This is a genomic window from Paractinoplanes abujensis, from assembly GCF_014204895.1.
Taxonomy (GTDB): domain Bacteria; phylum Actinomycetota; class Actinomycetes; order Mycobacteriales; family Micromonosporaceae; genus Actinoplanes; species Actinoplanes abujensis.
In genome coordinates, this window is the sequence record NZ_JACHMF010000001.1 from 7,637,851 (window position 1) to 7,659,948 (window position 22,098).

At 71.9% G+C, this 22,098-nt stretch carries 22 protein-coding genes; 9 read left to right on the plus strand and 13 right to left on the minus strand.

Annotation, left to right across the window (positions count from 1 at the left end; translation table 11 throughout):
- Nucleotides 1–3: 3 nt before the first annotated feature.
- From BKA14_RS35120 to BKA14_RS35140, 4 genes are all read right to left on the minus strand, one after another.
- A complete protein-coding gene (locus BKA14_RS35120; RefSeq protein WP_239092568.1) occupies nucleotides 4–567 on the minus strand; it encodes a hypothetical protein in 564 nt (187 codons plus the stop codon).
- A gap of 506 nt (nucleotides 568–1,073) precedes the next feature.
- On the minus strand, nucleotides 1,074–1,727 hold the full coding sequence (locus BKA14_RS35125; protein ID WP_184955061.1) for a hypothetical protein: 654 nt from the start codon (nucleotides 1,725–1,727) through the stop codon (nucleotides 1,074–1,076).
- 147 nt (nucleotides 1,728–1,874) lie between these two features.
- Nucleotides 1,875–2,393 carry a hypothetical protein gene (locus tag BKA14_RS35130; protein WP_184955062.1) on the minus strand — a complete coding sequence of 173 codons (519 nt, stop codon included), beginning with the start codon at nucleotides 2,391–2,393 and terminating at the stop codon, nucleotides 1,875–1,877.
- A gap of 419 nt (nucleotides 2,394–2,812) precedes the next feature.
- Nucleotides 2,813–3,211, minus strand: coding sequence for a RidA family protein (locus BKA14_RS35140; RefSeq protein WP_184955063.1), 399 nt, complete (start codon nucleotides 3,209–3,211; stop codon nucleotides 2,813–2,815).
- A gap of 4 nt (nucleotides 3,212–3,215) precedes the next feature.
- Here BKA14_RS35140 and BKA14_RS35145 point away from each other — a divergent pair, with 4 nt between their 5' ends.
- The gene (locus BKA14_RS35145) at nucleotides 3,216–3,983 is read left to right on the plus strand and encodes a class I SAM-dependent methyltransferase (RefSeq protein ID WP_184955064.1); all 768 of its coding nucleotides are present in this window, start codon (nucleotides 3,216–3,218) and stop codon (nucleotides 3,981–3,983) included.
- Here the strand turns inward: BKA14_RS35145 and BKA14_RS35150 are convergent.
- From BKA14_RS35150 to BKA14_RS35175, 6 genes are all read right to left on the minus strand, one after another.
- Nucleotides 3,956–4,666, minus strand: a complete 711-nt coding sequence (locus tag BKA14_RS35150) for a carbon-nitrogen hydrolase family protein (protein WP_184955065.1) — start codon at nucleotides 4,664–4,666, stop codon at nucleotides 3,956–3,958. The genes BKA14_RS35145 and BKA14_RS35150 overlap by 28 nt on opposite strands.
- Nucleotides 4,667–4,695: 29 nt before the next feature.
- Nucleotides 4,696–5,427: a class I SAM-dependent methyltransferase gene (locus BKA14_RS35155; protein WP_184955066.1), complete on the minus strand. Its 732-nt coding sequence runs from the start codon at nucleotides 5,425–5,427 to the stop codon at nucleotides 4,696–4,698.
- A gap of 104 nt (nucleotides 5,428–5,531) precedes the next feature.
- Nucleotides 5,532–5,687, minus strand: coding sequence for a hypothetical protein (locus tag BKA14_RS35160; RefSeq protein WP_184955067.1), 156 nt, complete (start codon nucleotides 5,685–5,687; stop codon nucleotides 5,532–5,534).
- Between the two features lie 66 nt (nucleotides 5,688–5,753).
- Nucleotides 5,754–5,927: a hypothetical protein gene (locus tag BKA14_RS35165; protein ID WP_184955068.1), complete on the minus strand. Its 174-nt coding sequence runs from the start codon at nucleotides 5,925–5,927 to the stop codon at nucleotides 5,754–5,756.
- On the minus strand, nucleotides 5,924–6,934 hold the full coding sequence (locus tag BKA14_RS35170) for a DNA polymerase III subunit beta family protein (RefSeq protein ID WP_184957147.1): 1,011 nt from the start codon (nucleotides 6,932–6,934) through the stop codon (nucleotides 5,924–5,926). The genes BKA14_RS35165 and BKA14_RS35170 overlap by 4 nt, the downstream gene beginning before the upstream one ends.
- A 55-nt stretch (nucleotides 6,935–6,989) precedes the next feature.
- Nucleotides 6,990–7,586 (minus strand): LysE/ArgO family amino acid transporter, encoded by a 597-nt coding sequence (locus tag BKA14_RS35175; protein ID WP_184955069.1) that lies wholly within the window; start codon nucleotides 7,584–7,586, stop codon nucleotides 6,990–6,992.
- Between the two features lie 68 nt (nucleotides 7,587–7,654).
- On the opposite strand from BKA14_RS35175, the gene BKA14_RS35180 reads away from it, so the two are divergent.
- Nucleotides 7,655–8,449 carry a LysR family transcriptional regulator ArgP gene (locus BKA14_RS35180; RefSeq protein ID WP_184957148.1) on the plus strand — a complete coding sequence of 265 codons (795 nt, stop codon included), beginning with the start codon at nucleotides 7,655–7,657 and terminating at the stop codon, nucleotides 8,447–8,449.
- Here the strand turns inward: BKA14_RS35180 and dapD are convergent.
- Entirely contained in the window at nucleotides 8,446–9,393 is a 948-nt protein-coding gene (gene dapD / locus BKA14_RS35185; RefSeq protein WP_184955070.1) for a 2,3,4,5-tetrahydropyridine-2,6-dicarboxylate N-succinyltransferase, read from the minus strand. The two genes, BKA14_RS35180 and dapD, sit on opposite strands and share 4 nt — an antisense overlap.
- A 65-nt stretch (nucleotides 9,394–9,458) precedes the next feature.
- On the opposite strand from dapD, the gene dapE reads away from it, so the two are divergent.
- A complete protein-coding gene (dapE, locus tag BKA14_RS35190; protein WP_184955071.1) occupies nucleotides 9,459–10,529 on the plus strand; it encodes a succinyl-diaminopimelate desuccinylase in 1,071 nt (356 codons plus the stop codon).
- Here dapE and BKA14_RS35195 read toward each other — a convergent pair.
- Entirely contained in the window at nucleotides 10,526–10,717 is a 192-nt protein-coding gene (locus tag BKA14_RS35195) for a hypothetical protein (RefSeq protein WP_184957306.1), read from the minus strand. The genes dapE and BKA14_RS35195 overlap by 4 nt on opposite strands.
- Nucleotides 10,718–10,896: 179 nt before the next feature.
- Between BKA14_RS35195 and BKA14_RS35200 the strand changes: the two genes are divergently transcribed.
- The 5 genes from BKA14_RS35200 to BKA14_RS35220 all read left to right on the plus strand — a co-directional run bounded on the left by BKA14_RS35200 (nucleotide 10,897) and on the right by BKA14_RS35220 (nucleotide 21,227).
- Complete coding sequence (locus BKA14_RS35200; RefSeq protein WP_184955072.1) at nucleotides 10,897–11,676, plus strand: LOG family protein; 780 nt, start codon at nucleotides 10,897–10,899, stop codon at nucleotides 11,674–11,676.
- Between the two features lies 1 nt (nucleotide 11,677).
- Nucleotides 11,678–12,229 (plus strand): LOG family protein, encoded by a 552-nt coding sequence (locus tag BKA14_RS35205; RefSeq protein WP_184955073.1) that lies wholly within the window; start codon nucleotides 11,678–11,680, stop codon nucleotides 12,227–12,229.
- A gap of 270 nt (nucleotides 12,230–12,499) precedes the next feature.
- Nucleotides 12,500–13,522: a LacI family DNA-binding transcriptional regulator gene (locus tag BKA14_RS35210; protein WP_184955074.1), complete on the plus strand. Its 1,023-nt coding sequence runs from the start codon at nucleotides 12,500–12,502 to the stop codon at nucleotides 13,520–13,522.
- A 29-nt stretch (nucleotides 13,523–13,551) separates the two neighbouring features.
- Nucleotides 13,552–17,856, plus strand: coding sequence for a PD-(D/E)XK nuclease family protein (locus BKA14_RS35215; RefSeq protein ID WP_184955075.1), 4,305 nt, complete (start codon nucleotides 13,552–13,554; stop codon nucleotides 17,854–17,856).
- Nucleotides 17,853–21,227, plus strand: coding sequence for an ATP-dependent helicase (locus BKA14_RS35220; RefSeq protein ID WP_184955076.1), 3,375 nt, complete (start codon nucleotides 17,853–17,855; stop codon nucleotides 21,225–21,227). The genes BKA14_RS35215 and BKA14_RS35220 overlap by 4 nt, the downstream gene beginning before the upstream one ends.
- On the opposite strand, the gene BKA14_RS35225 is transcribed toward BKA14_RS35220, so the two are convergent.
- Nucleotides 21,224–21,634, minus strand: coding sequence for a pilus assembly protein CpaE (locus BKA14_RS35225; protein WP_184955077.1), 411 nt, complete (start codon nucleotides 21,632–21,634; stop codon nucleotides 21,224–21,226). The two genes, BKA14_RS35220 and BKA14_RS35225, sit on opposite strands and share 4 nt — an antisense overlap.
- Nucleotides 21,635–21,857: 223 nt before the next feature.
- Here BKA14_RS35225 and cspE point away from each other — a divergent pair, with 223 nt between their 5' ends.
- Entirely contained in the window at nucleotides 21,858–22,061 is a 204-nt protein-coding gene (gene cspE / locus BKA14_RS35230) for a transcription antiterminator/RNA stability regulator CspE (RefSeq protein WP_015625344.1), read from the plus strand.
- Nucleotides 22,062–22,098: the final 37 nt, after the last annotated feature.

Here is a 22,098-nt window from a genome sequence, read left to right on the forward strand (position 1 = left end):
CGATCAAGACCCGTTCTCCCGTACGCCGGAAACCCGCACCGGCACCGTGAAGACCGCGCCGGCGCAGGCCTTCCTGGCGTCCGCCCGCATGCTCAGCCCGCCGCGCACATTGAAGGCGCCGATGGCGTTGCGGCCCACCTCCCACGCCACGTCGAAGCTGGGCTGGGCCATGCGGACGGCGGCCGGGTCACACCCCGCCTTCTCGTGCTCGGGGTCGGCGGTGACCGGCCCGTTGGCCGACACCGAGCTGATCTTGATCGGGAAGCCGTTGACGTTGGTCACCGTGACCACCAGATCGCCGTTGGTGCCCGGCTGCAACGACTTGTTCAGATCGGACCGGGCCCGCAGCGACAACTCGACCGGCGGACCGTCGGCCGCCGCCACCTCCGAGCCCGTGATCTGCCAGTAAGCCCAGGCTGCGCTGGCGTTCACGACCACCGCCAGGGCCGCCGCGATGCCGAGGATCAGGCGGGTCCGCCGGTCCAGCCGCCGTTTACGGCCGGGGTCGGCCCGTCGGACCTCCCACGTCGGCTCCTCGTGTTCGGACGGGTCGAGTTCGATGTGCATGTCGGGGATCCTGTTGCCGTCCTGGCCGGGTCCGGGGAGGCCGCCGCCCTCCCGGAGTCGAGTGAGCGCCTCGTGCCGCATCATGACCGGGCCGCCGTCGAATTTCGGGCAGGCCGAGGGATCGGGATGAACATGCGGGGCCTTCCTCCTCAGCGACAGATGCGAGACTCGTGTGTAACAACGGTCGCTGACGACGCCTGGTCATGTGATCGGCATTCCGTCCGCGGTTCTGCGCGCATAAATCGCACAGTTGCGCCTGACCGGCCTAATCCCAAAGAGGGAAAGGTCCGCTTCATCGACGTCACCGCACTGACCTGGGCATACACGACGGCCCCGATTGTCGTGGCCCGACGACCCACTACCACCGGCGCCCGGCCCAGCCAAATGTGCAACTTTCACGGCGCGCGATTCCGATTCGCTCGATTCACCATTCGGGGCGCCTCGGACGCACAAATAGACCGAGCCCGCGGCGTGGGACCCCGCCGCGGGCTCGATCATTTCCCCACCTATTGAGGAATGTCCGCAGGAGCCGATCCGCTGGCGGACGGAACGGACTCCCCGACTCCAGGCTCCAGCCCGGCGGATGAGGAGACGGCCGGGGCCGCGGTCGTGGCCTCTTCTCGGGGAGGTGCTTCGACCGGCGCGGCCGGCTTGGTGGGCGCACGGGAGGGCTCGGCCGTCGGCTGGGTCACGGGAGCGGTCGTGGCGGAGGGCGCCACGGGCCGGGGCGCGACGACGTCGGCGGGCCGGGCGCTCGGTGCCGGGTCGAACTTGAGGGCGCTGCTGAGACCACTTTCGGCTCCGGTCCAGGAGGCGAAATGCGGCCTTACGGTCCACCTCCACGTGCCACCGGCAACCTCGTCGGCGGCGAAAGTGATCGACTGGCTTTCGCCACCGGTGCTGTCCACGCGGCGGACGATCGCGGCCCGGGCCGGGGCGCCTTGGCTGTGCGCGGTGATCGTGTAGCGGTCCATCTTCACGCCCGGCGCGATCTCCTGCGCACTCCAGCTGACCACGGCGCCCTTGTTCTGCTCGGCGACGCTCGGTTTAACGCCCTTCGGCATCTTCGTCGCGCGGACCTTGGCGTCGGCACTGGCGCCGATCAACCACTCCGCGTTGGCGACCAAGGTTCCGGCGACGATCGCGCCCACGGCAGTCATACCGACTAAGACGTATGCGAGGCGCTTCCTCATCGGCTTACCTTCCTGCCGGTTGGCCAGGGCGGCCGTTAGCTGGGCACCCTGCTGGCCGCTCGAAGATCGAGCGAGGGAGGACGCGCATGGCGCCCGCCCTCGCACAGAGAACCGTTACGGGTTGGTGCCGGTGCCGGTGCCGGTGCCGGTGTCGGCGGCCTCAGCGATACCGCCCGCGAGGGTGGCGGTGATGGTCAGGCTGCTGCCGGCACAGGCCGGGTCGGCAGTCCGCGACATGGTCAGCGTTCCGAGGGCGACGTTGGTGACGGGCCCGGAGTTCTTCTCGAACGTCCGCGTCGTCAGGTTCGTGAGCTCGAAGCCCGCCTTCCCTTGATCGCAGCTCCCGCCCGTGACGGCGATGTTGGTCAGACCGGTGATCTGTACCGGGAAGTCGTTCGGGTTGGTGACCGTGGCGTTGGTGATCGGCACGGCCTTGCCCGGGTAGAAGTTGTTGTCCGCGTTGCCGCGCAGGTTGACGGTCGCGGTCACGCTCTTGATGGTCGAGGTCGTCACCTGAGTCGTCGTGCTACCTGAGAACCAGTTGGTTGCGTAGGCGAAGGCCGCAGTTCCGCCGGCGACGGCGAGGACCGAGCCGGTGACGATAGCGGCGGAACGCTTCGTGAGCTTACGCATGGGGGAGTTCCTCCTGGAACGGTTGGCTAATCGTTTGGTGCTCGGAATTTGTGTGCCGGTGCATCGATGCGTTCCGGCGCTGGGACAAAGATGGCGGAATGGAAACAGGGACGCGATAGTGCAACCGCCCGTCCTATGCGGAATGATCGGATTACCCCGAAAGGCGGAGCCGGGCCTGCCGAGTCAACCGTTACCGGCGGGTCGGTGTGGGCTGGGGTGTGCTGGTGGGCGGGGCTGGGCTGGGGGAACGGCGGGGCTATCAGGCGAGCGTGGATTGCTCAAGCCGGAAAGGATCTGGAGTGCGCCGTAACCCCTAAGTCGAGGGGGTTGCAGTGAAACGGAGGCGTGATGATTGCCTGGGGGCGACTGCGGCTTTCCACTAATGAGGAGGCCGGGGTCACCTGAAAGAGGCTTAGTGGCTACGCCTCTGTTGGAAGGGCGGCCATGGCTTCGATCTCGACGCGGAAGTCGGGGCTGACCAGGCCGGCCACTTGCACCAGGGAGCTGGCGGGCGGATTCCGCAGGTCGATGAACTCGTCGCGGGCCGTGCGGAAGGCGGGCAGGTCGGCCAGATCGGTCAGGAACACCGTCAGCTTGACCACATCGGACATCGTGGCGCCCGCGGCGGACAGGGCGGTCGCCAGGTTGCGGAAGACCTGGCGGGTCTGTTCGAGTGCGTTGTCCGGGCCGATCAGGCGGCCCTCGGCGTCCAGCGGCACCTGACCCGAGACGGCAACCGTGGGGCCGGTGAAGGCGACCGCGTGGCTGTAGCCGTTGGTGGGCGGCGAGCCGTCGGGACGCCCGTAATGACGCTGCACGATCATGAGCCTAGCCGCTAGCGTCGGGGCCATGGTGCAGGTCTTCGGCGGGGTCGCCGCGCTCTACGACGACGTGCGGCCGGGCTATCCAGCAGCCGTACGGGAAATGATCGCCGACTATGCCGGTGGGCCGGGGAGCATCGTCGAGCTCGGGGCGGGCACCGGCAAGGGCACCGAACTGCTGCTGGGGCTGGGGGCGCCGCTCACGGCGCTGGAACCCGACGCGCGGATGGCGGCTGTGCTGTGCCGCAAGTTCCCTGCGGTCGACGTGCTCGAGACGACCTTCGAGGGCTGGTCCCCGTACGGGAAACCGGGTTTGATCGCCTGCGCGATGGCGTGGCACTGGATGGACGCCGCGACCCGTAACCGGAAGGCCTTCGACGATCTCGCGCCGGGTGGCACGCTGGCGGTCTTCCAGCACAAGTTCGCCTACGCCGATCAGGCGCAGGAGCAGGCGATCAGCCGCGTGCTGACCGGGATCGACCCCACGGTGGCCGACCGCGCCGACCATTGGGTGCGCGACGACGTGGCCGCGGCCGGCGTGTGGGCCGACGTCGAGGAGCGCCGCATCGTCACGTACCCGGTGTATCCGAAGCAGCGCTATCTCGCGTTGCTGCAGACGTTTTCGCCGTTCCTGCGGCACACGCCCGACGAACAGCGCCGCGCCCTGGACGGTATCGACGCGGCGCTCGGTGGCTCGGTGACGATCGAGCTGCGGACGAGTCTCGTGCTGGGGCGGAAAACTCAGACGCGCGCGAGCTGCTCGGCGTAGAGGGTGGCCCGCGCGATCTCGCCCACGGTCTTGCCGGCCCGGGCGGCGACCAGGCCATCGGGGGCCCAGATGCCGGAGCGGCCCGCGGTCTCCGGAAACTCTGGACCGCTCGGGCCCGCGCACGAGGCGATCGCTGTCCACACCCCGTACGTGGTGCTGATCCTGCGGGCTCGCTCGGCCACCACGACGTCGTTGGCCGGCTCCTCGGCCACGCCGGCCACGTACGCGTCGATGCCCAGCTCGGCCGTGGCCGCCCAGTGCTCCTCGACGCCGGTGTCACGGCAGATCGCCAGGCCCAGCCGCCAGCCGTCGACCTCGATGACCTCGGGCCCGGGGCCGGGACGGAAGCGGGCCTCGGACGAGCCGTGCGGGTACACCTTGCGATAGGCGACCCGTGCACCCTCGCCGTCGATGCGCAGCGTCGCGATGTGCGGACCGGCGATCGCCGCGCCGGCCAGGGCGATCGTGTCGGTGGCGGCGCAGGCGTCGACCAGCGGCTGCAGCCGTGGGTCGTCCGGCGCGATCAGCGGGGCCTCGACGTCGTAACCGGTCAGGGAGAGCTCGGGAAAGACGACCACCCGGGCCCGCGCGGCCCGCACCGCGGCGGCGTGCCGGGTCACGTTGGCGGTGACGTCGAGGGCGTGGACGGGCGGCTGGGCGACGGCCAGGATCAACGAGCGCATGGGCCGATCTTCCTTCGGGGGGTGGGGGGTCACGGGCGGACGGCTTCGACCAGGAACCGGTGAGCGGTGACGGTGAAGTCGCCGTGGAGGCGGATGAACGTGTCGAGGCGCTCCAATGCGTCTTGATACAGCCTCGGGGAAAAGTCACGGATCTGCCAGGGCAGGTCGCGAAGCTGGCGCACGATGCTGCCGACGTCGGGGAACGCGACCGGCGGGCGTTCCTCACGGACGTCGAGCACCTCCAGACCGGCGTCGGTCAGGGCCGCCACCGCGACGTCGGCGTTCCACGGCTGGCGGTGGGCCGGTGGCGCCCCCAGCGCCACGTTGAGCCCGGCCAGGTCGTCGCTGCCCACCTGCTGGCTGAGCAGGGTGCCGCCGGGGCGCAGCAGACGCACGATGTCGGCCGCGGGGAGGCGGCCGTGCCGGCTGAGCACCACGTCGAACTCGTCCTCGCCGCCGGGCAGCTCGGTGAGCACCTGCACGCCGAACGGATAGAGCCGGTCGCGGGCCACCGGGGTGTTGCGCGACCAGCTCTCGACCGCGACGGTGTGCGACGGGAGGGGTGCCAGCTCGGCCAGGAACTCGCCGTTGCCCGTGTCGAGGTCGAGCAGCGAGGCGGCCCGGCGGACCAGCGTGCGGGCGATCGACGGGTACGACCAGGAGGGCTCGGAGCCCACGTCACGCCCGTCCAGCCAGGCGAACTCCCAGCCAGTGGCGCGCTCGCCGGCTGCGGAGTCCTCGTACTGCTGCCCGATGCGCACCCGACGACCGTAGCCAGTCGGCCTGTGCGCCGGGTCCCCGATGTGACATGGCTCAAGCGCGTACGCGTGAAGGGGACGTAAATTGTTACGCCGCCGCGACTTCGTTATTCGGCCGCGACCATCGTGCTCCTGGGCCGGCTCAGCAGGCCCGGACAGCCGCGGCCCATGCCTTCGAGCACACCCTCGGCGAACGTGCAGCGCGGCATCTTCTCGGGTTCCACCTCGAAGATCTGGCACTGCTGCTCACCCCACGATCCCATGTCGAGCGTGAACCGGTGCCCGACGACCGGCCTGATGTCGCCGGCGGCCCACCCACTCGATGCTGCTCACAGGTCTTCTCCTTCGGCTACGTCGCGCAGCACCTTGAGGCGTTCGCGCCAGAAATGCTCGAACGGGTGCAGCCAGTCACTCACGCCGGCCAGCGGTCCGGCGGCCAGGTGGTAGTAGCGGTGGCGGCCGCGCGGCTCCTCACTGACCAGCCGGAGTCTCCGACACGTCAAGCCCGTACGGGCATCAGGATCGAGAAGCGCGAATCGTCGCCGGGGACGCGGACGGCCAGCGGCTTGATCGGCCCGTCCAGCTCCAGCACGAGCTGGCCCGCCGCCCCCGCCTCGAGCGCCTGCAGCAGGAACTCCCGGTTCACGGCCACATGGGCGGCGTCCCATTCGGCCTCCGGGACCGGGGTGGCCTCGTCGTTCAGGATCACGACCTCGTACGTCGTGCCTTCGTGCTCCCGCGTCGCGACCGGGGCGGCCGCCAGCTTGTCCCGCAGGACCGCGGTGTCGACCGTCAGGCGTGCTCCGGTGGCGGCGAGGCCGTCGAGCAGGCGGCGGTGGTCGGGGTAGTCCTGATCCAGGGGCTTGGCCTCCAGGTCGTCGGCGGTGACCCGCACCGGTGTCAGGTCCAGCACCACGGGGCCGCCGGTGAGCCGGGCCCGCACCTCGTCGACGAAGATCAACGGCAGCACCAGGCGGGTCGGCGGCCCCTCGACCTCGACGGCGGCGGTGGCCACGGCCATCCGGAAGCGGTCGGTCGCGACCAGCGTCAACGCGCCGTCGGTCACGTCGAACAGAACGCACTGGAGCATCGGCAGCCGCGGGTCGGCACCCGCGGCGAAACGGACGGCGTCGAGCGCGGCGGCCAGGGCGGAAGCGGGCAGGCTGATCCGGGTCATGAGCTTTTCCTCCAGGTCGAGCAGGGCGTGGATGCGGAGGAGCTCACGCTTGGCGTCGGCCAGACCGTCCTCGAGCCGGCGCCGGTGCTCGTCGAGCCGCCGGCGCACGTCGGCCGGGCGATCACGGACGGCCGCGGCGATCTCGGCCACCGGCATGCCCACCCGCCGCAGCCCGGCGATCAGCCGCGCGGCCCGGATCTGCTCACCGGAGTAGCGCCGGTAGCCGGTGGCGGGATCGACCTCGGCCGGCACCAGAACGCCCGCGCCGTCGTAGAACCGCAGCGCGCTGACGCTGAGCCCACTGGCCCGGGCCGCCTCACCGATACCGAACATGTCTCCTCGCACCGCCGGAACCCTGGTGCCTCAACCTTGTCGAGGGTCAAGCACGTTAGCCGAGCAGGAGGGTGGCCGCCACGCCGAGCATCACGACGGCGATGAACCCGTCGAGCACCCGCCACGCCGACGGCCGGGCCAGCAGCGGGGCCAGGCGGTGGGCGCCCGCGCCGAGGGCGGTGAACCAGACCACGCTGGCCGCGGCCGCGCCCAGCCCGAAGATCCAGCGGTGGTCGTGCTGCTGGGCGACCGCGCCGAGCAGCAGCACCGTGTCCAGGTAGACGTGCGGGTTCAGGTAGGTCAGGGCCAGGCACGTCAGGATCGTCGCGCGCAGCGTGGCGGGGGCGCGGCCGGCCGGGTTGAGGGCCGCCGGTTTGAGGGCCCTGCGGGCAGCCAGCACCGCGTACGTGATGAGGAAGGCCGCACCCACCCACTTGATCACGGTGACCGCGTCCGGGCGGGCCGTGACCACCGCACCCAGCCCGCCGATGCCGGCCAGGATCAGCAGCAGGTCGGACAGCGCGCAGACCAGCACGACGGCGAGCACGTGTTCGCGGCGCAGGCCTTGGCGCAGGACGAACGCGTTCTGGGCGCCGATGGCGATGATGAGCACGGCTGACGCGGCGAAACCGGCGATGGCGGAGGTGAGCACGTCTCGACGCTAGGTGGGGCGCACGCCGTACTCAAGCTAAAGATTTTGATGTTGCATTAGCATCGCTAATCGTGGACTTTGCCCAGCTCGCCACGTTCCAGGCGGTCATCGACACCGGCAGCTTCGACGCGGCGGCGCGCGAACTGCACGTCACGCCGTCCGCGGTGAGTCAGCGGATCAAGGCGCTGGAGCGTTCGGTGGGGCAGGTTCTCGTCAGGCGGGCGAAGCCGTGCGTGGCCACCCCGGCCGGGGAGGCGCTGGTGCGATTCGCGGGGCAGGTCGCGCTGCTGGAGCGGGAAGCGCTGGATCAGGCGCGCGACGGCACCCGTATCTCGATCGTGGTGAACGCCGACTCGTTGCACACCTGGTTCCTGCCGGCGCTGGCCGCGGTGCCGGGGCCGCAGTACGAGCTGCACACCGACGACGAGCACTACACGGCCGACCTTTTGCGTTCCGGTACGGCCATGGCCGCCGTCACCGCCGACGAGGAGGTCGTGCAGGGCTGCCGGATCGAGCGGCTGGGCGCGATGCGCTACGTGGCGTGCGGGCGGCCCGACGCAACCGCCGCCGTTCTCTACAACCGCAAAGATCAGTTGCAGCACCGGGCCCGTGACATGTCTGAAATGTCAGTTCATTACGTGCCGTCCGCGTCGGCCTACATCGAAGCGATCCGGCTCGGGCTCGGCTGGGGGATGGTGCAGGAGTGGATCGCCCGCGAAGACATCGCCGCCGGGCGCTATCACGATCTGGGCCGGCACCTCGACGTCCCGCTCTACTGGCAGTACTGGCGGATCGGCTCGACGGTGCTGGAGGAGCTGACGGCCGCCGTCAAAGCGGCGGCCGCCCCGTTCCTGCGGATCTAGGAGTTGGCGTGCAGCGCCGCGTTGAGCTCGATGCCCGTGCCCTTGCGCGGCTTGGCCTCCAGCGCCCCGGTCACCGAGTTGCGCCAGAAGAGCAGCCCGTTGACACCCGACAGCTCGCGCGCCTTGACGACCCGGCCGTCGGGCAGCGTGATCTTCGACCCGGCCGTGATGTAGCAGCCCGCCTCGACCACACAGTCGTCGCCGAGCGAGATGCCGATGCCCGCGTTCGCGCCGAGCAGGCTGCGCTCGCCGATGCGCACCTTGTCCTTGCCGCCCCCGGAGAGCGTGCCCATGATGGACGACCCGGCCCCGACGTCGGAGCTGTCGCCGACCACGACGCCCTGCACGATGCGGCCCTCGACCATCGACGTGCCGAGCGTGCCCGCGTTGAAGTTCGCGAAGCCCTCGTGCATCACCGTCGTGCCCGAGGCCAGGTGGGCGCCGAGGCGCACCCGGTCGGCGTCGGCGATCCGCACGCCCGACGGCACGACGTAGTCGGTCATCCGCGGGAACTTGTCGACGCCGAAGACGGCCAGGTGGCGGCCGGCCGCGCGCTCGAGGAAGCGCAGCTCGTCGACCCGGTCGGGCGGGCACGGGCCGGCCGACGTCCAGGCCACGTTGGCCAGCGCGCCGAAGATGCCGTCGAGGTTGAGCGAGTTGGGCACGACGAAGCGGTGCGAGAGCAGGTGCAGCCGCAGGTACGCGTCGGAGGCGTCCTTGATCGGGTCGGCCAGCGAAGCGATGGTCGTCCGCACCTCGACCGTCGACAGGCCGGGCAGCGCCTTGGGCCCGGTCAGCCCGGCCGGCAGCACCGGGGCCGGCGCCGGGGCCTCGCCCAGCCCCAGGAAGCCCTCGGGGAACCAGGTGTCGAGCACCTGCCCCTCGGCGGTGACGGTGGCCAGGCCGATGCCCCAGGCGGGGGAGGTCGAGATCGTTGTGTCCACGTGGCGAACACTACTAAAGGCCCAGCACCCGCGATGATTCACGTCCGGCCGGTATCGTGCGCGCTATGGCCAACCCGCTAACCCCGGACGTGTTGGTCGACCCCGTGGAGCTCACCCGCACCCTGGTCGACATCGAGTCCGTCTCCCGCGACGAGCAGGCGATCGCCGATCACGTCGAAGAAGCGCTCCGTCAGGTCGCACATCTGAGCGTGAACCGTCTCGGCAACACCGTGATGGCCCGTACGGATCTGGGGCGCGAACAGCGGGTGGTGCTCGCCGGCCACCTGGACACCGTGCCGTTGAACGACAACTTCCCGTCCACGGTCGTCGACGACCTGATCTACGGCTGCGGCACGGCCGACATGAAGTCCGGTGTCGCGCTGGCCCTGCACCTCGCGGTCACCCTGCCGGACCCGCGTTATGACGTGACCTACCTGTTCTACGAGGCCGAGGAGATCGACTCCAAGTACAACGGGCTCCGGCTGGTCGCCGAGGCGCACCCGGAATGGCTGCTGGCCGACTTCGCCGTGCTCCTCGAACCGACGTACGGGGTGGTCGAAGCGGGCTGCCAGGGCACGCTGCGGGTCGAGGTCAGAACCACCGGGCGGCGGGCCCACACGGCGCGCGCCTGGCGCGGGGTCAACGCGATCCACGCGGCCGGCGAGGTGCTGCGGCGGCTGTCGGACTACCGTCCGCGCACGGTCACGATCGACGGGTGCACCTATCGCGAGGGCCTCAACGCTGTGAAGATCAACGGCGGGGTGGCCGGCAACGTCGTGCCCGACGCGTGTGTGGTCGAGGTCAACATGCGCTTCGCCCCCGACCGTACGGAGAAGCAGGCTCTCGAGCACGTGCACGAGGTCTTCGAAGGCTTCGAGCTGGAACTGACCGACTCGGCCCCGGGCGCGCTGCCCGGCCTGGGCGCGGCCCCGGCCCGCGAGTTCCTCACCGCGGTGGGCGCGGAACCGGCGGCCAAGCTGGGCTGGACCGACGTGGCCCGGTTCGCCGCGCTGGGCATTCCGGCGCTCAACTACGGCCCGGGCGATCCGTTGCTGGCCCACGCACAGGACGAGCACGTCGAGATCGGCAAGATCCGGGACGGGGCGGCCACTCTCTATCGGTGGCTGTCGAGCTAGAGGGCGGGGCGGACGGTCACCCGGCCGATGGCCCGCGCCACTTTCGCCGGCGGGATCTCCACCGTCGCCTCCGGATCGAAGCCGGGCCGGGGCCGATCGGCGAACGCCATGCGGCGCTCCTCGACCACCAATTGGATGCGCCGCTGCATGCGACGCTGCATCTTCATTCGCTCGTATCGGGTCGTCACGGTGGCTCCTTAAGCCCGGGAGCCCGGCCGAGGCCGAGAGATCTTCGTAACTGAACAGACGCCCTAGAGCTACCGTCCGTTGCTTCAATCTGGCAAAAAGGTCGCCGACCCGCAATCCTCTTACCGAAACCCACCCGGTTGTTCACCGTGCCACTGACCGTCCGCACTACCTTTTAGGCATGACGGACAGCACCAACGGGCGACGCAGCGGTGCGCCGGAGCGTCATCGTGGCGCGGTGACGCTGCGGCGTGAATCGATACCGCCGAGTACGGCCGACGAGAAACTGCTCGATTCGCACCACCGGCGGGAGTGGAAGACCAAGGACGCCTGGCGGGCGCTGCGGATCCTCTCGGAGTTTGTCGAGGGCTTCGACACGCTGGCCGACCTGCCCCCGGCGGTCAGCGTCTTCGGCTCGGCGCGCAGCCACCCCGACAGCCCCGAATGCGAGATGGCCGCCGCCCTGGGGGCCGCCCTGGCCGAGGCGGGCTATGCGGTGATCACGGGCGGCGGGCCCGGCGTGATGGAGGCGGCCAACCGCGGCGCCACCGAGGCCGGCGGCATGTCGGTCGGCCTGGGTATCGAGCTGCCCTTCGAGCAGGGCCTCAACGACTGGGTCGACATCGGCATCGACTTCCGCTACTTCTTTGTCCGCAAGACCATGTTCGTCAAGTACGCCCAGGCGTTCGTGGTGCTGCCCGGCGGTTTCGGCACGCTCGACGAGCTGTTCGAGGCGATCACGCTGGTGCAGACGAAGAAGGTCACCCGGTTCCCGGTCATCCTGATGGGCACCTCGTACTGGTCGGGTCTGCTCGACTGGGTCAAGGGCACGCTGCTGGCCGACGGCAAGATCAGCGAGAGCGACCTCGACCTGATCCAGCTCACCGACGACGTGGACGAGGCGGTTCAGATCATCGTGGACGCCGACGCGGCACTGGCCGAGACGCAGGGGCAGCGCTGACATGGCGGCCATCTGCGTCTTCTGCGCATCCTCCAGCACGCTCGAACAGAAATGGCTGGACCTGGCCACCCGTACGGGGGAGGAGATCGGTGCCCGCGGGCACTCGCTGGTCTCGGGCGGCGGCAGCGTCGGCATGATGGGCGCGGTGGCCGACGGGGCCCGGGCCGGCGGCGCCCACACGCTCGGCGTCATCCCGCAGGTGCTGGTCGACTGGGAGGTGGCCGACCGCGCCTCCGACGAACTGATCATCACCGGCGACATGGGCGAGCGCAAAAACATCATGATCGACCGGTCGGACGCGTTCATCACGCTGCCCGGCGGCCTCGGCACCCTCGACGAACTCTTCGAGGTGTGGACCACCGCCACCCTCGCCCTGCACGACAAGCCGATCGTGCTGCTCGACCCGGACGGTTTCTACGACGGCCTGATGGCGTGGCTCGGGCAGCTCGCCGACACCGCCTTCGTCCGGGCCGAGGCACTCGAACGAGTGATCGTGGCCAAGTCGATCGGCGCCGCGTTGGACGCCATCGAGGAACGGGTACAGCCCGCCTGAAGGTGTCACGCCGGGTGGGTGTCACCACACCCACCCGGCGTGACCGGGGCCCCGGCGGGCCCGCCGGACGGCACGGGGGCGCGCCAACGCGCTCTCACCGGGACACGCCGGTGCGCACACTTCCGGCTTGTCCGGCGGCGTCGCGCCCGCTGGGGCACGGCTGCTGCATAGGTTGAGCCGACCTTGCCCCGCGGGCTCCGCACGCGTCAATTGAGCAACTGCGAACGTGCGCATGGTGCTCGTTCAGGGAACCGTGGAACACTGCGAACCATGCCCCCGCAACGGGCGACCCTGCTTCAGGTCGCACAGCGGGCCGGCGTGTCCCGCAGCACGGCCTCCTTCGTCCTGGCCGGACGCCACCTGGACATGAGGATCTCCGAAGACGCCCGGCAACGGGTGCTCCGGGCGGCGCAGGAGCTGGACTACCGGCCCAACCTCATGGCGCGGAGCCTGCGCACCAAGGTCACCCGGACGATCGCGCTGGTCTCCGACACGCTGGCCTCCGACCCGTACGCGGGCCGGGCCATCAACGGCAGCCTGGCCGCCGCCGTCGCCCACGGTCACCTGCTCTTCATCGGCGAGACCGAGGGCGACCCGGTCGTCGAGGCGCGGCTGATCGACGACTTCCTGGACCGCCAGGTCGACGCGTTCGTCTACGCCAGCATGTTCACCCGCCACGTGCGGCTGCCCAAGCAGCTCAAGGGCCGGCCGGTGGTGCTGCTCAACTGCTTCACCGGCGGGACACGACCGGCCCAGCACCAGATCGTCCCGGACGAACTGGCGGCCGGGGCGAGCGCGGCCGCGACGCTGCTCGAGGCCGGCCACAACGACGGGATCCACCTGGTCGGCACCGCGAGCGAGCACGTCTTCGCCGGGCGTGAGCGGCTGGCCGGCATCCGCGAGGAACTGCAGCGCGGCGGCACCCGGCTGGCCGGAACGGTCGAGTGCGAATGGTGGCCCGACTCCGCGTACGAGGCGGTGAGCCGTGCCCTGGCCGACGGGCTGGCGCCGCGCGCGCTGATCTGCCTCAACGACCGGATCGCGCTCGGCACCTACCAGGCCCTGCGCGAGGCCGGCCGGGTGATCCCGGACGACGTGTCGGTGATCTCGTTCGACGACTCCGAGCTCGCGGCCTGGCTGCGGCCCCAGCTCACCAGCATCTCGCTCCCGCACTACGAGCTCGGCCGGCAGGCGGTCGAGAAGCTGCTGGGCCCGCCGTCCGAGCCGGCGGTGCTGCGATTGCCCATGCCCGTCCGCCGTCGCGCCTCCGTGGCGAAACGGGCCGTTCGATAACGTCGGACCCTCGTGGTTTCCTTTATGCCGTGAGCACGCCGGTCTCCTCGTCCGCCGCGGTGCGCCGCCCGGCGTATCGCCTCGTCCGGCGTCCCCCGCGCGCGCTCCCGTCGCTGCTCCCCGACCCCCTCCAGCGATATGCGGCCGATCACGTCGACGGCCCGCTGCTCGTGGTGGGCGGCCCCGGCACGGGCAAGACGACCACACTCGTCGAGTCGGTGGCCGCGCGCATCGCCGCCGGGGTCGACCCCGAACGCATCCTGGTGCTGACGTTCGGCCGCCGCGGAGCCATGGCGCTGCGCGACCGCATCGAGGCCCGGATCGCCGCCGACCCGGGCCGCATCGTTCACGAGCCCCTGGTGAGGACCTTCCACGCGTACGCGTTCGGTCTGCTCCGCCGGGCCGCAGCCGAACGGGGCGAGCCGTCCCCGCGCCTGCTCACCGGCCCCGAACAAGACCTGATCATCCGCGAGCTGCTCGCCGTCTCCGGTGATACCGAAGAGCCCGACCCGATCGGCTGGCCCGCGGCGCTGCGCCCGGCCCTGCCCACCCGGGCCTTCGCCCAGCAGCTGCGCGACCTCATGCAACGCGCCGCCGAGCGCGGCATCGACGCCGTCGAACTGGCCCGCCTGGGCGAACGCCTGGGCCGCGACGACTGGCCGGCCGCCGCCCGCTTCCTGCGCGAATACGTCGCCGTCCTGGCCCTGCGCGACGTGACGACCCGCGGTTCCTCCGCCTACGACCCGGCCGAGCTGGTGCGGGCCGCCTCGGGCCTGCTCACCGACACGCCCGGCCTGCTCGAGTCGGAACGCCGCCGGCTGGACTACGTCTACGTGGACGAGCTGGCCGACACCGACCCGGCCCAGATCGAGCTGCTCGCCCTGGTCGCCGGGGGCGGCAGACCGCTGGTCGCGTTCGCCGACCCCGACTCCTCGATCTACGGCTTCCGCGGCGCCGACCCGGGCGCGGTCGCCTCGTTCCCGGCCACCTTCCGCACGGCTTCGGGGGCGCTCGCCGAGACGCTGACGCTGCACACCAACTACCGCGCCCCGAGCCCGCTGCTCGCCGCCACGTTGCGGGTGGCCCGCCGCATGCGGGGGCCGATCCGGCATCGCGCCATGCATCCGCCGGCCCCGCTGATCGGCCCCGAACCGCCCCCGGCGCCGGGCGCGACGCCCGCCGCCTGGTCGTCCGCTGCCGCGTCGCCCGCCGCTGCCGAGTCGCCGTCCGCCGCCTCGTCACCCGCCGAGTCGCCGTCCGCCGCCGTGCCGCCCGCTGCCGCCTGGCCCGTCCCAGATTCCGCCGCCGCCGCCGCCGCCGCTGCCGCGCAGTCAGCGGGCGGCGGTCCCGCGTTGCCGTCTTCCCCCTCCTCGGCTGGGCCGACCGCCACCCCCGCCGTACGCGTTCAGCGGGGCAGCTCCGCCACCCCGCTACCGCCGTCGGGTCCCGGGGCGTCCGCAGTGACATCCGGCCCGGCCGCGCCCGGTTCGCCCGGTTCTGCCGCGCCTGGTGCGCCGGGTTCTGTGGCGCCTGGTTTGTCTGGTTCTGCTGCGTCAGCGATGCCGGCTGGTTCGGTCACGCCCGGTTCTGACGCGCCCGCGACGCCGGCGGGATCGGCCGGGCTTGGCGCGTCCGCGACTGCGGCGGGATCGGCCGGGCTTGGCGCGTCCGCGACTGCGGCGGGATCGGCCGGGCTTGGCGCGTCCGCGACTGCGGCGGGACCTGTCGGGTCCGGGCGGCCGGCCGTTCCGGCCGAGGCTGTCGTGCGGACATTCCGGGCGGCGACGGCGGAGGCGGCCTACGTGGCGCACGCCCTGCGCGAGGCCCATCTGCTGCAGGGCGTTCCGTGGTCCAAGATGGCCGTGCTCCTGCGCAGCACGTCGTTGCAGCTGCCGTCGTTGCAGCGGGCGCTGGCCGCGGCCGGTGTGCCGACGGTGACCCACGCCGAGGACCTGCCGCTGCACCTGCAGCCCGCTGTTGCGCCGTTTCTGCTGCTTCTGCGCTGTGCGCTCGACCCCGAGGCGCTCACCGAGGAGACAGCCGTCGCGTTGCTGCACTCGTCGCTGGGCGGGGCCGACCCGCTGGCCGAGCGACGGCTGCGGCAGGGGCTGCGCGCCTTGGCGCTGGCGGCCGGCGATCGGCGCCCGTCCGGCGAGCTGGTGGTCGACGCCGTACGGGATCCGGCCGGGCTCGACATGGTGGAGCGGCGCTGGGCCGTGCCCGCCCAGCAGGTGGCCCGGCTGCTGGCCACGGCCCGGGAAGCGGCCGCCGCGCCCGGCGCCACGGCCGAGCAGGTGCTGTGGACGGTCTGGCGGGCCAGCGGCTTGGCCGACCGCTGGTATGCGATGAGCACCCGCGCGGCCCCCACCGCCGACAACGCCGACGTCGCGCGGGCCCGGCAGTGGCGGGCCGAGGCGGCCGACCGTGATCTCGACTCGATGGTGGTGCTTTTCGACGCGGCCGCCCGCTTCGTCGACCGGCTTCCCGGCGCGCGCACCGAAGTTTTCCTCGACCATGTGCTGGGGCAGGACCTGCCGGCCGACTCGATCGCGCCCAGCGCCGACCGGGGTGAGGCGGTCCGGTTGCTCACCGCGCACGCCGCCAAGGGCCTCGAGTGGGATGTCGTGGTGATGGCCGGCGTGCAGGAGGGCATCTGGCCCGATCTGCGGTTGCGCGGCAGCCTGCTCGGCTCGGAACGCCTGGTCGACGTGCTCGCGGGCCGGGTCGCCTCGGGCCAGGCGGCGGTGGTGGGGCAGACGTCGGCCTTGCTCGACGAGGAGCGCCGGCTGTTCTACGTGGCCGCTACCCGGGCCCGGCACAAGCTGATCGTCACCGCCGTGGCCTCGGCCGGTGTGGGCGGTTCGGAGGGTGAGGAGCAGCCCAGCCGTTTCCTGACCGAGCTGGGCATCTCCGGCGACGGCCCCGGCAACCCGCCTCCGCCCCCGCCGGAGGACCCGGGCCCCAACCTGTGGGACACCGACCCCGACGACCCGGACCCGGCCGGCCCGCCGGACACCGACCCGGAGGACCAGCCGTCTCCGGACCCGGCCGGACCGATCGAAACCGACCCGGACAACCCGCAGCAGCCGGGTGTGGACCGGGCGAGCGGCCCGGTCGAGACCGACCCGGACAACCCGCAGTCGCCGGGCGCTGATGGGCGCGAGGGCGCGGGCAAAGCGCAAGCTCTCGCCGCCGACGGCCCGAAAGGCCGGTTGCCGGCGCGTGGCCCGAGGCACGTGGCGGCCGACCCGGGGCCCGACCTCTTCGAGGCCATGGCCGGCCCGGGGGAGTGGCCCACCGAGGAGCCGCCCGACGAGCCCGGTCAGGCCGGGCCCGGCGAGCTGCCCGTGGGCCGGCCGCCGCGCGCATTGACCTTGGCGGCGCTGGTGGCCGAGTTGCGTACGGTGGTGGTCGGCAGTGACCAGACGCCGGCCCGCAGGCGCGCCGCCGCCGCGGAACTGGCCCGGCTCGCGGCGGCCGGTGTCCCCGGCGCGCATCCCGACGAGTGGTGGGGCCTGCGCCCGCTCTCCGACGACCGCCCGCTGGTCGACGAGGGCGAACCCGTCAAGGTCACCCCGTCCTCGATGGAGAGCGCGCTGCGCTGCAGCCTGCGCTGGCTGCTGGAACGGCACGGCGGGGCCGCGCCCCCGGGCCCGGCGCAGGGCGTGGGCAATCTGGTGCACGCGGCCGCGATGCTGGCCGAGGACGCCAACGCCGACCGCGAGAAGCTGGTGGAGTACGTCAGCGCCCGGTTCGAGGCGATCGAGCTGGCCGCCCGCTGGTTGGCCGGCCCCGAGCAGGAACGCGCCCAGGCCATGGTGGACAAGTTGCTGCGCTGGCTGGCCGTCAACCCGCGGCGGCTGCTGGCCATCGAGCACGAGTTCACCGTCCGGATCGAGGACGAGAAGCGGCCCATCCAGCTCACCGGCCGGGTCGACCGGCTCGAGATCGACGAGGACGGCCGCCTGGTCGTGATCGACCTCAAGACCGGCAAGACCACCGCGGTCGCGGCGGCCGACGTGGCCGAGCACGCCCAGCTGGCCGGTTATCAGACCGCCGTCGCGGCCGGGGCGTTCGCCGATTACGGGGACGAGAGCGGCGGTGCGGCGCTGGTGCAGCTGGGTCCGGGCAAGGATGCCCGCGAGCAGATGCAGCTGCCGCTGGCCGACGCCGCCGACCCGCAATGGGCGTACGAGATGGTTCGCCGCACTGCCGAGACGATGGCCGCGTCCACGTTCTCGGCCGTGGCCAACAGCCGTTGCCGGGTCTGCCCGGTCCGCACCAGCTGCCCGATCTCCGGTAAGGGCCGCCAGATCGTCGACGAGGGCCAGTGACCCAACCCAGTTTGTTCGCCGAGGAACCGGCGAGGCCCCGGCGGCGTGCCGACTCCGGCCCCCGGTTCACCCCGGAGGAGCTGGCCCACCTGCTCCGGCTGCCCCGCCCCACCAGCGAACAGTCCGAGATCATCTCGGCCCCGGTGGAGCCGTTGCTCGTGGTGGCCGGGGCCGGTTCGGGCAAGACCGAGACGATGGCCTCCCGTGTCGTCTGGCTGGTCGCGAACAGTTACGCCCATCCCGACGAGATCCTCGGCCTCACGTTCACCCGTAAGGCCGCCGGTGAGCTGGCCCACCGCGTGCGTACCCGGCTCGGTCAGCTCATCCGCCGTCTGGGCCGGGACGATGCGTTCGCCGGTGAGGCCACCATTTCGACCTATCACTCGTACGCGGCCCGGGTCGTCACGGAGCACGGTCTGCGCGCTGGTTTCGAGCCGTCGGCGCGGCTGCTCACCGAGGCGGCCCGCTGGCAGATCGTCGATTCGCTGGTCCGGTCGTACACGGGTGAGATGACCGGCGTGAACCGTGCCCCGAGCACGGTCACCGACGACGTGCTGGCGCTCTCCGGCGAGCTGGCTGAGCATCTGGTCTCGCCCGACGAGCTGGCCGCCTGGACGGGCCGGTTCTTCGCCGAGGTGCAGGAGCTGCCGGGCAAGGTCTACAAGGACGTGGCCGACGCCCTGGCCCGGCAGCGGCAGCGGCTCACCCTGCTCCCGCTGGTCCGCCTGTACGACCAGCGCAAGATCGACCTGGAGGCGATGGACTTCGGCGATCAGATGGCCCGGGCGGCGCTGGTGGCCCGCGATCATCCCGAGGTCGGCGAGATCGAGCGCGGCCGCTACAAGATCGTTCTGCTGGACGAGTATCAGGACACCAGCCACGCCCAGGTCACCATGCTCAACGCGCTGTTCGGCGGCGGGCACCCGGTGACCGCGGTCGGCGACCCCTGCCAGTCCATCTACGGCTGGCGCGGCGCCTCGGCGGGCACGCTCGACCGTTTCCCCGACGAGTTCACGCTGCCCGGCGGCGAGCCGGCCCGGGTCGGCAGCCTGACCCGCAGCTGGCGCAACCGTCCCGAGATCCTGCGGGTGGCCAACACGCTCTCGGCCCCGTTGCGCGCGTTCGGGGCCCGGGTGACCGAGCTGCGCGCGGCCGAGCGGGTGTCGGGTGCGGTCGGGGGCCGTACGGTGGCTTGCGCCTTGCTGCCCACGTTCGCCGAGGAGGCGGACTGGATCGGTGACTCGATGCTCACCGCGTGGCGGATCATCGCCGGGATGCCGCAGGCGCTGCCCGAGGAGATCCCGGTCGAGAAGCGCCCGACCAGCGCCGTGCTGGTGCGGGTGCGCAGCCAGATCCCGGCCATCGAGGACGCGCTGCGCCGCCGGGGCCTGCCCGTCGAGGTGGTCGGCCTGGGTGGGCTGCTCGACACCCCCGAGGTGCGCGACGTCGTCTGCACGATGCGGGTGCTGGCCGACCCGACCGACGGCGCCTCCCTGTTGCGCCTGCTCACTGGAGCGCGCTGGCGGATCGGCCCGCGTGACCTGGTGGCGCTGCACCGGCGGGCCCGTGGGCTGGCCGCGGCCCGCGCCGCCGTGGTGACCGGCGCCGAGCCCGACGACGTGGTGGCCGACCGTCTGGACGACGCCACCCTGGTCGAGGCGATGGCCGACCTGGGGGCCCCGCAGCAGTACTCGGCGGAGGGCTACGGCCGGCTGCACGCGTACAGCCGGGAACTGAGTGCCCTGCGGCAGCGCCTCGACCAGCCGCTGCCCGACCTGGTGGCCGACATCGAGCGCACGATCGGGCTGGATGTCGAGGTCGCCGTGCGGGGGTGGGCGGCCGGGGACGCCGGGCTGGCCCGGGGCCACCTCGACGCGCTGGCCGACACCGCGGCCCGCTACTCCGCCGAGACCGACGGCGGCACGCTCGCCGGTTTCCTGGCCTTCCTGGCCGCGGCCGAGGAGGAGGAGCGCGGTCTCGAACCGGGGCAGGTCGACGTGGTCGAGGGCGCCGTGCAGATCCTCACCGCGCACGCCGCCAAGGGCCTGGAGTGGGACGTCGTGTCGGTGGCCGGGCTGAGCAAGGGTGTCTGGCCGGGCCTGGTCCGCAACTCCGACCAGTACTTGATGGGTATCGGCGTGCTGCCGTTCCCGCTGCGTGGCGACTCCGACGGCCTGCCCGTGCTCGACCTGTCCGAGGCGGCCGACCAGAAGGGCGTGGTCAACGCCGTCTCCGCCTTCGGTGCGGCCTGGCGCGAGCACGACGTACGGGAGGAGCGCCGGCTCGCCTACGTGGCCGTCACCCGCCCTCGCCGCCTGCTGCTGGCCTCGGGCTACTGGTGGGGTGACGGGGTGAAGCGCCCGCGCGGCCCGTCGGTGTTCCTCGACGAGATCCGCGCGACCTGCGAGGAGGGCGCCGGTGTGGTCGACGTGTGGACGCCCGAGCCGGCGCCCGGCGCGGCCAACCCGGCGGCCGAGGCGGTGGTCTCGGCGCAGTGGCCGTCGGACCCGCTGGGTCTGCGCCGCCCGGCCATGGCGGCCGCGGCCGACCTGATCCGCCGGATGATCTCCGCTCCCGACCCGGCCGCCGCGGAGGCGTTCGCCGAGCTGGCCGAGGGGGAGCCCGAGGTCGCGGCCCGGGCCGGGCTGGCCGCCGAGCTGGTCGGCCTCCCGGAGGATCCGGACATCGCGCGCTGGCGGCGGGAGGCCGAGCTGCTGCTGGCCGAGCGCGACGAGCGGTCCCGGCGGGACGGCCCGATCGAGGTCGCCCTGCCCGCTCATCTGTCGGTGTCGCAGCTGGTGGTGCTGCGCCGCGACCCGCAGGCGCTGGCCCGTTCGCTGCGCCGCCCGCTGCCGCACCGGCCGATGCCGCACGCCCGGCGGGGCACGGCGTTCCACGCGTGGCTCGAGCAGCGGTTCGGCGCGGTCCGCCTGATCGACATCGACGAGCTGCCGGGCGCGGCCGACGACGACGCGGCCGACGACGCCGAGCTGGTCGCGCTGCAGCAGGCCTTCCTGTCGGGCGAGTGGGCCGAGCGCACGCCGATCGAGGTCGAGGTGCCGTTCGCGACCACCATCGCCGGGGTGGTGGTGCGGGGGCGGATGGACGCCGTCTTCGCCGACACCGCCAACCGGTTCGACGTGATCGACTGGAAGACCGGCCGGCGGCCCGAGGGAGCGGACGCCGACGCCGCGGCGGTGCAGCTGGCGGCGTACCGGATCGCCTGGGCCGCCCTGGCCAAGGTGCCGCTCAACCGGGTGCGGGCGGGCTTCCACTACGTACGGGATCAGGTCACCGTCCGCCCGGTCGATCTGCTGGACGCGGCCCAGCTCGCGGCCTTGGTCGAGCGTCTGCCCGAACGGGTGATTTAGGCGGCCCCGGCCGCGGCCAGCAGGTGCAACAGCGCTCCCGCGTACGCTGCCTCGGCCGTTTCGGCGGTGAAGGCCCGCTCCTCACCGAGCAGGTCGATGAGCACCTCGTAGCCGGCCGGGCCGCGCCGCAGCCCGCGGAACGTCCCGCCCAGCAGTTCGCGCAGCTGATCCTCCCGGGGCAGCCAGACCGTCTCGTCCAGTTCGACGTCGTCCAGGGCCCACTCGGTGGTGCCGTTGAAGCCGATCACCGGGCCCTCCGGCATCGTGTGTACCTCGATAGTCATGTTGCTCAGCACGAACACCTCGTCGTCGAGGTCGTGGTCCGGAATCGCGAAGCGGTCGCCGAGCGCCGGCTTCCAGGTCAGTCCGGCCTCTCTGAGCTGCTGTGCCAGTTGTACGCCGATCACCGGCGGACCTCCTTGAACGTGTTAAGCTCTCCGCGTTGTCAGTTTGGTTCCCAAGTACTCAGGAGCGCCTGTGGGGAAGTCTGCCCCAGGCGCTCTTTGTCGTAACCCGGATATCTCCGGTACGGGCGATCAGTACGGCAGCACGAGACTCGCGAAGTGCGGGTCTTATTACCTCGTTCTCGTCCATAATGGGCGAGAACGATCGACCGTCGAGGAGACGATCATGGTTACCGGCGTTGTGAAGTGGTTCAACGCGGACAAGGGCTTCGGGTTCATCACCCCGGACGACGGCGGCGCCGACGTCTTCGCCCACTTCTCCGCTATCCAGACCTCCGGCTACCGCAGCCTGGACGAGAACCAGCGTGTCGAGTTCGAGGTGACCCAGGGCCAGAAGGGCCCGCAGGCCGCGAACATCCGCCCGCTCTGATGTAACAAGAAGCGCCGCACCCCGGCCGGGGTGCGGC

What these genes read in the sequence shown, in the direction of transcription:
- BKA14_RS35120 (WP_239092568.1), bottom strand. Translation starts at nt 567, where the DNA reads ATGCACATCGAACTCGACCCGTCCGAACACGAGGAGCCGACGTGGGAG.
- BKA14_RS35125 (WP_184955061.1), bottom strand. Translation starts at nt 1,727, where the DNA reads ATGACTGCCGTGGGCGCGATCGTCGCCGGAACCTTGGTCGCCAACGCG.
- BKA14_RS35130 (WP_184955062.1), bottom strand. Translation starts at nt 2,393, where the DNA reads ATGCGTAAGCTCACGAAGCGTTCCGCCGCTATCGTCACCGGCTCGGTC.
- BKA14_RS35145 (WP_184955064.1), top strand. Translation starts at nt 3,216, where the DNA reads ATGAGCCTAGCCGCTAGCGTCGGGGCCATGGTGCAGGTCTTCGGCGGG.
- BKA14_RS35150 (WP_184955065.1), bottom strand. Translation starts at nt 4,666, where the DNA reads ATGCGCTCGTTGATCCTGGCCGTCGCCCAGCCGCCCGTCCACGCCCTC.
- BKA14_RS35160 (WP_184955067.1), bottom strand. Translation starts at nt 5,687, where the DNA reads ATGGGATCGTGGGGTGAGCAGCAGTGCCAGATCTTCGAGGTGGAACCC.
- BKA14_RS35170 (WP_184957147.1), bottom strand. Translation starts at nt 6,934, where the DNA reads ATGTTCGGTATCGGTGAGGCGGCCCGGGCCAGTGGGCTCAGCGTCAGC.
- dapE (WP_184955071.1), top strand. Translation starts at nt 9,459, where the DNA reads ATGGCCAACCCGCTAACCCCGGACGTGTTGGTCGACCCCGTGGAGCTC.
- BKA14_RS35200 (WP_184955072.1), top strand. Translation starts at nt 10,897, where the DNA reads ATGACGGACAGCACCAACGGGCGACGCAGCGGTGCGCCGGAGCGTCAT.
- BKA14_RS35205 (WP_184955073.1), top strand. Translation starts at nt 11,678, where the DNA reads ATGGCGGCCATCTGCGTCTTCTGCGCATCCTCCAGCACGCTCGAACAG.
- BKA14_RS35210 (WP_184955074.1), top strand. Translation starts at nt 12,500, where the DNA reads ATGCCCCCGCAACGGGCGACCCTGCTTCAGGTCGCACAGCGGGCCGGC.
- cspE (WP_015625344.1), top strand. Translation starts at nt 21,858, where the DNA reads ATGGTTACCGGCGTTGTGAAGTGGTTCAACGCGGACAAGGGCTTCGGG.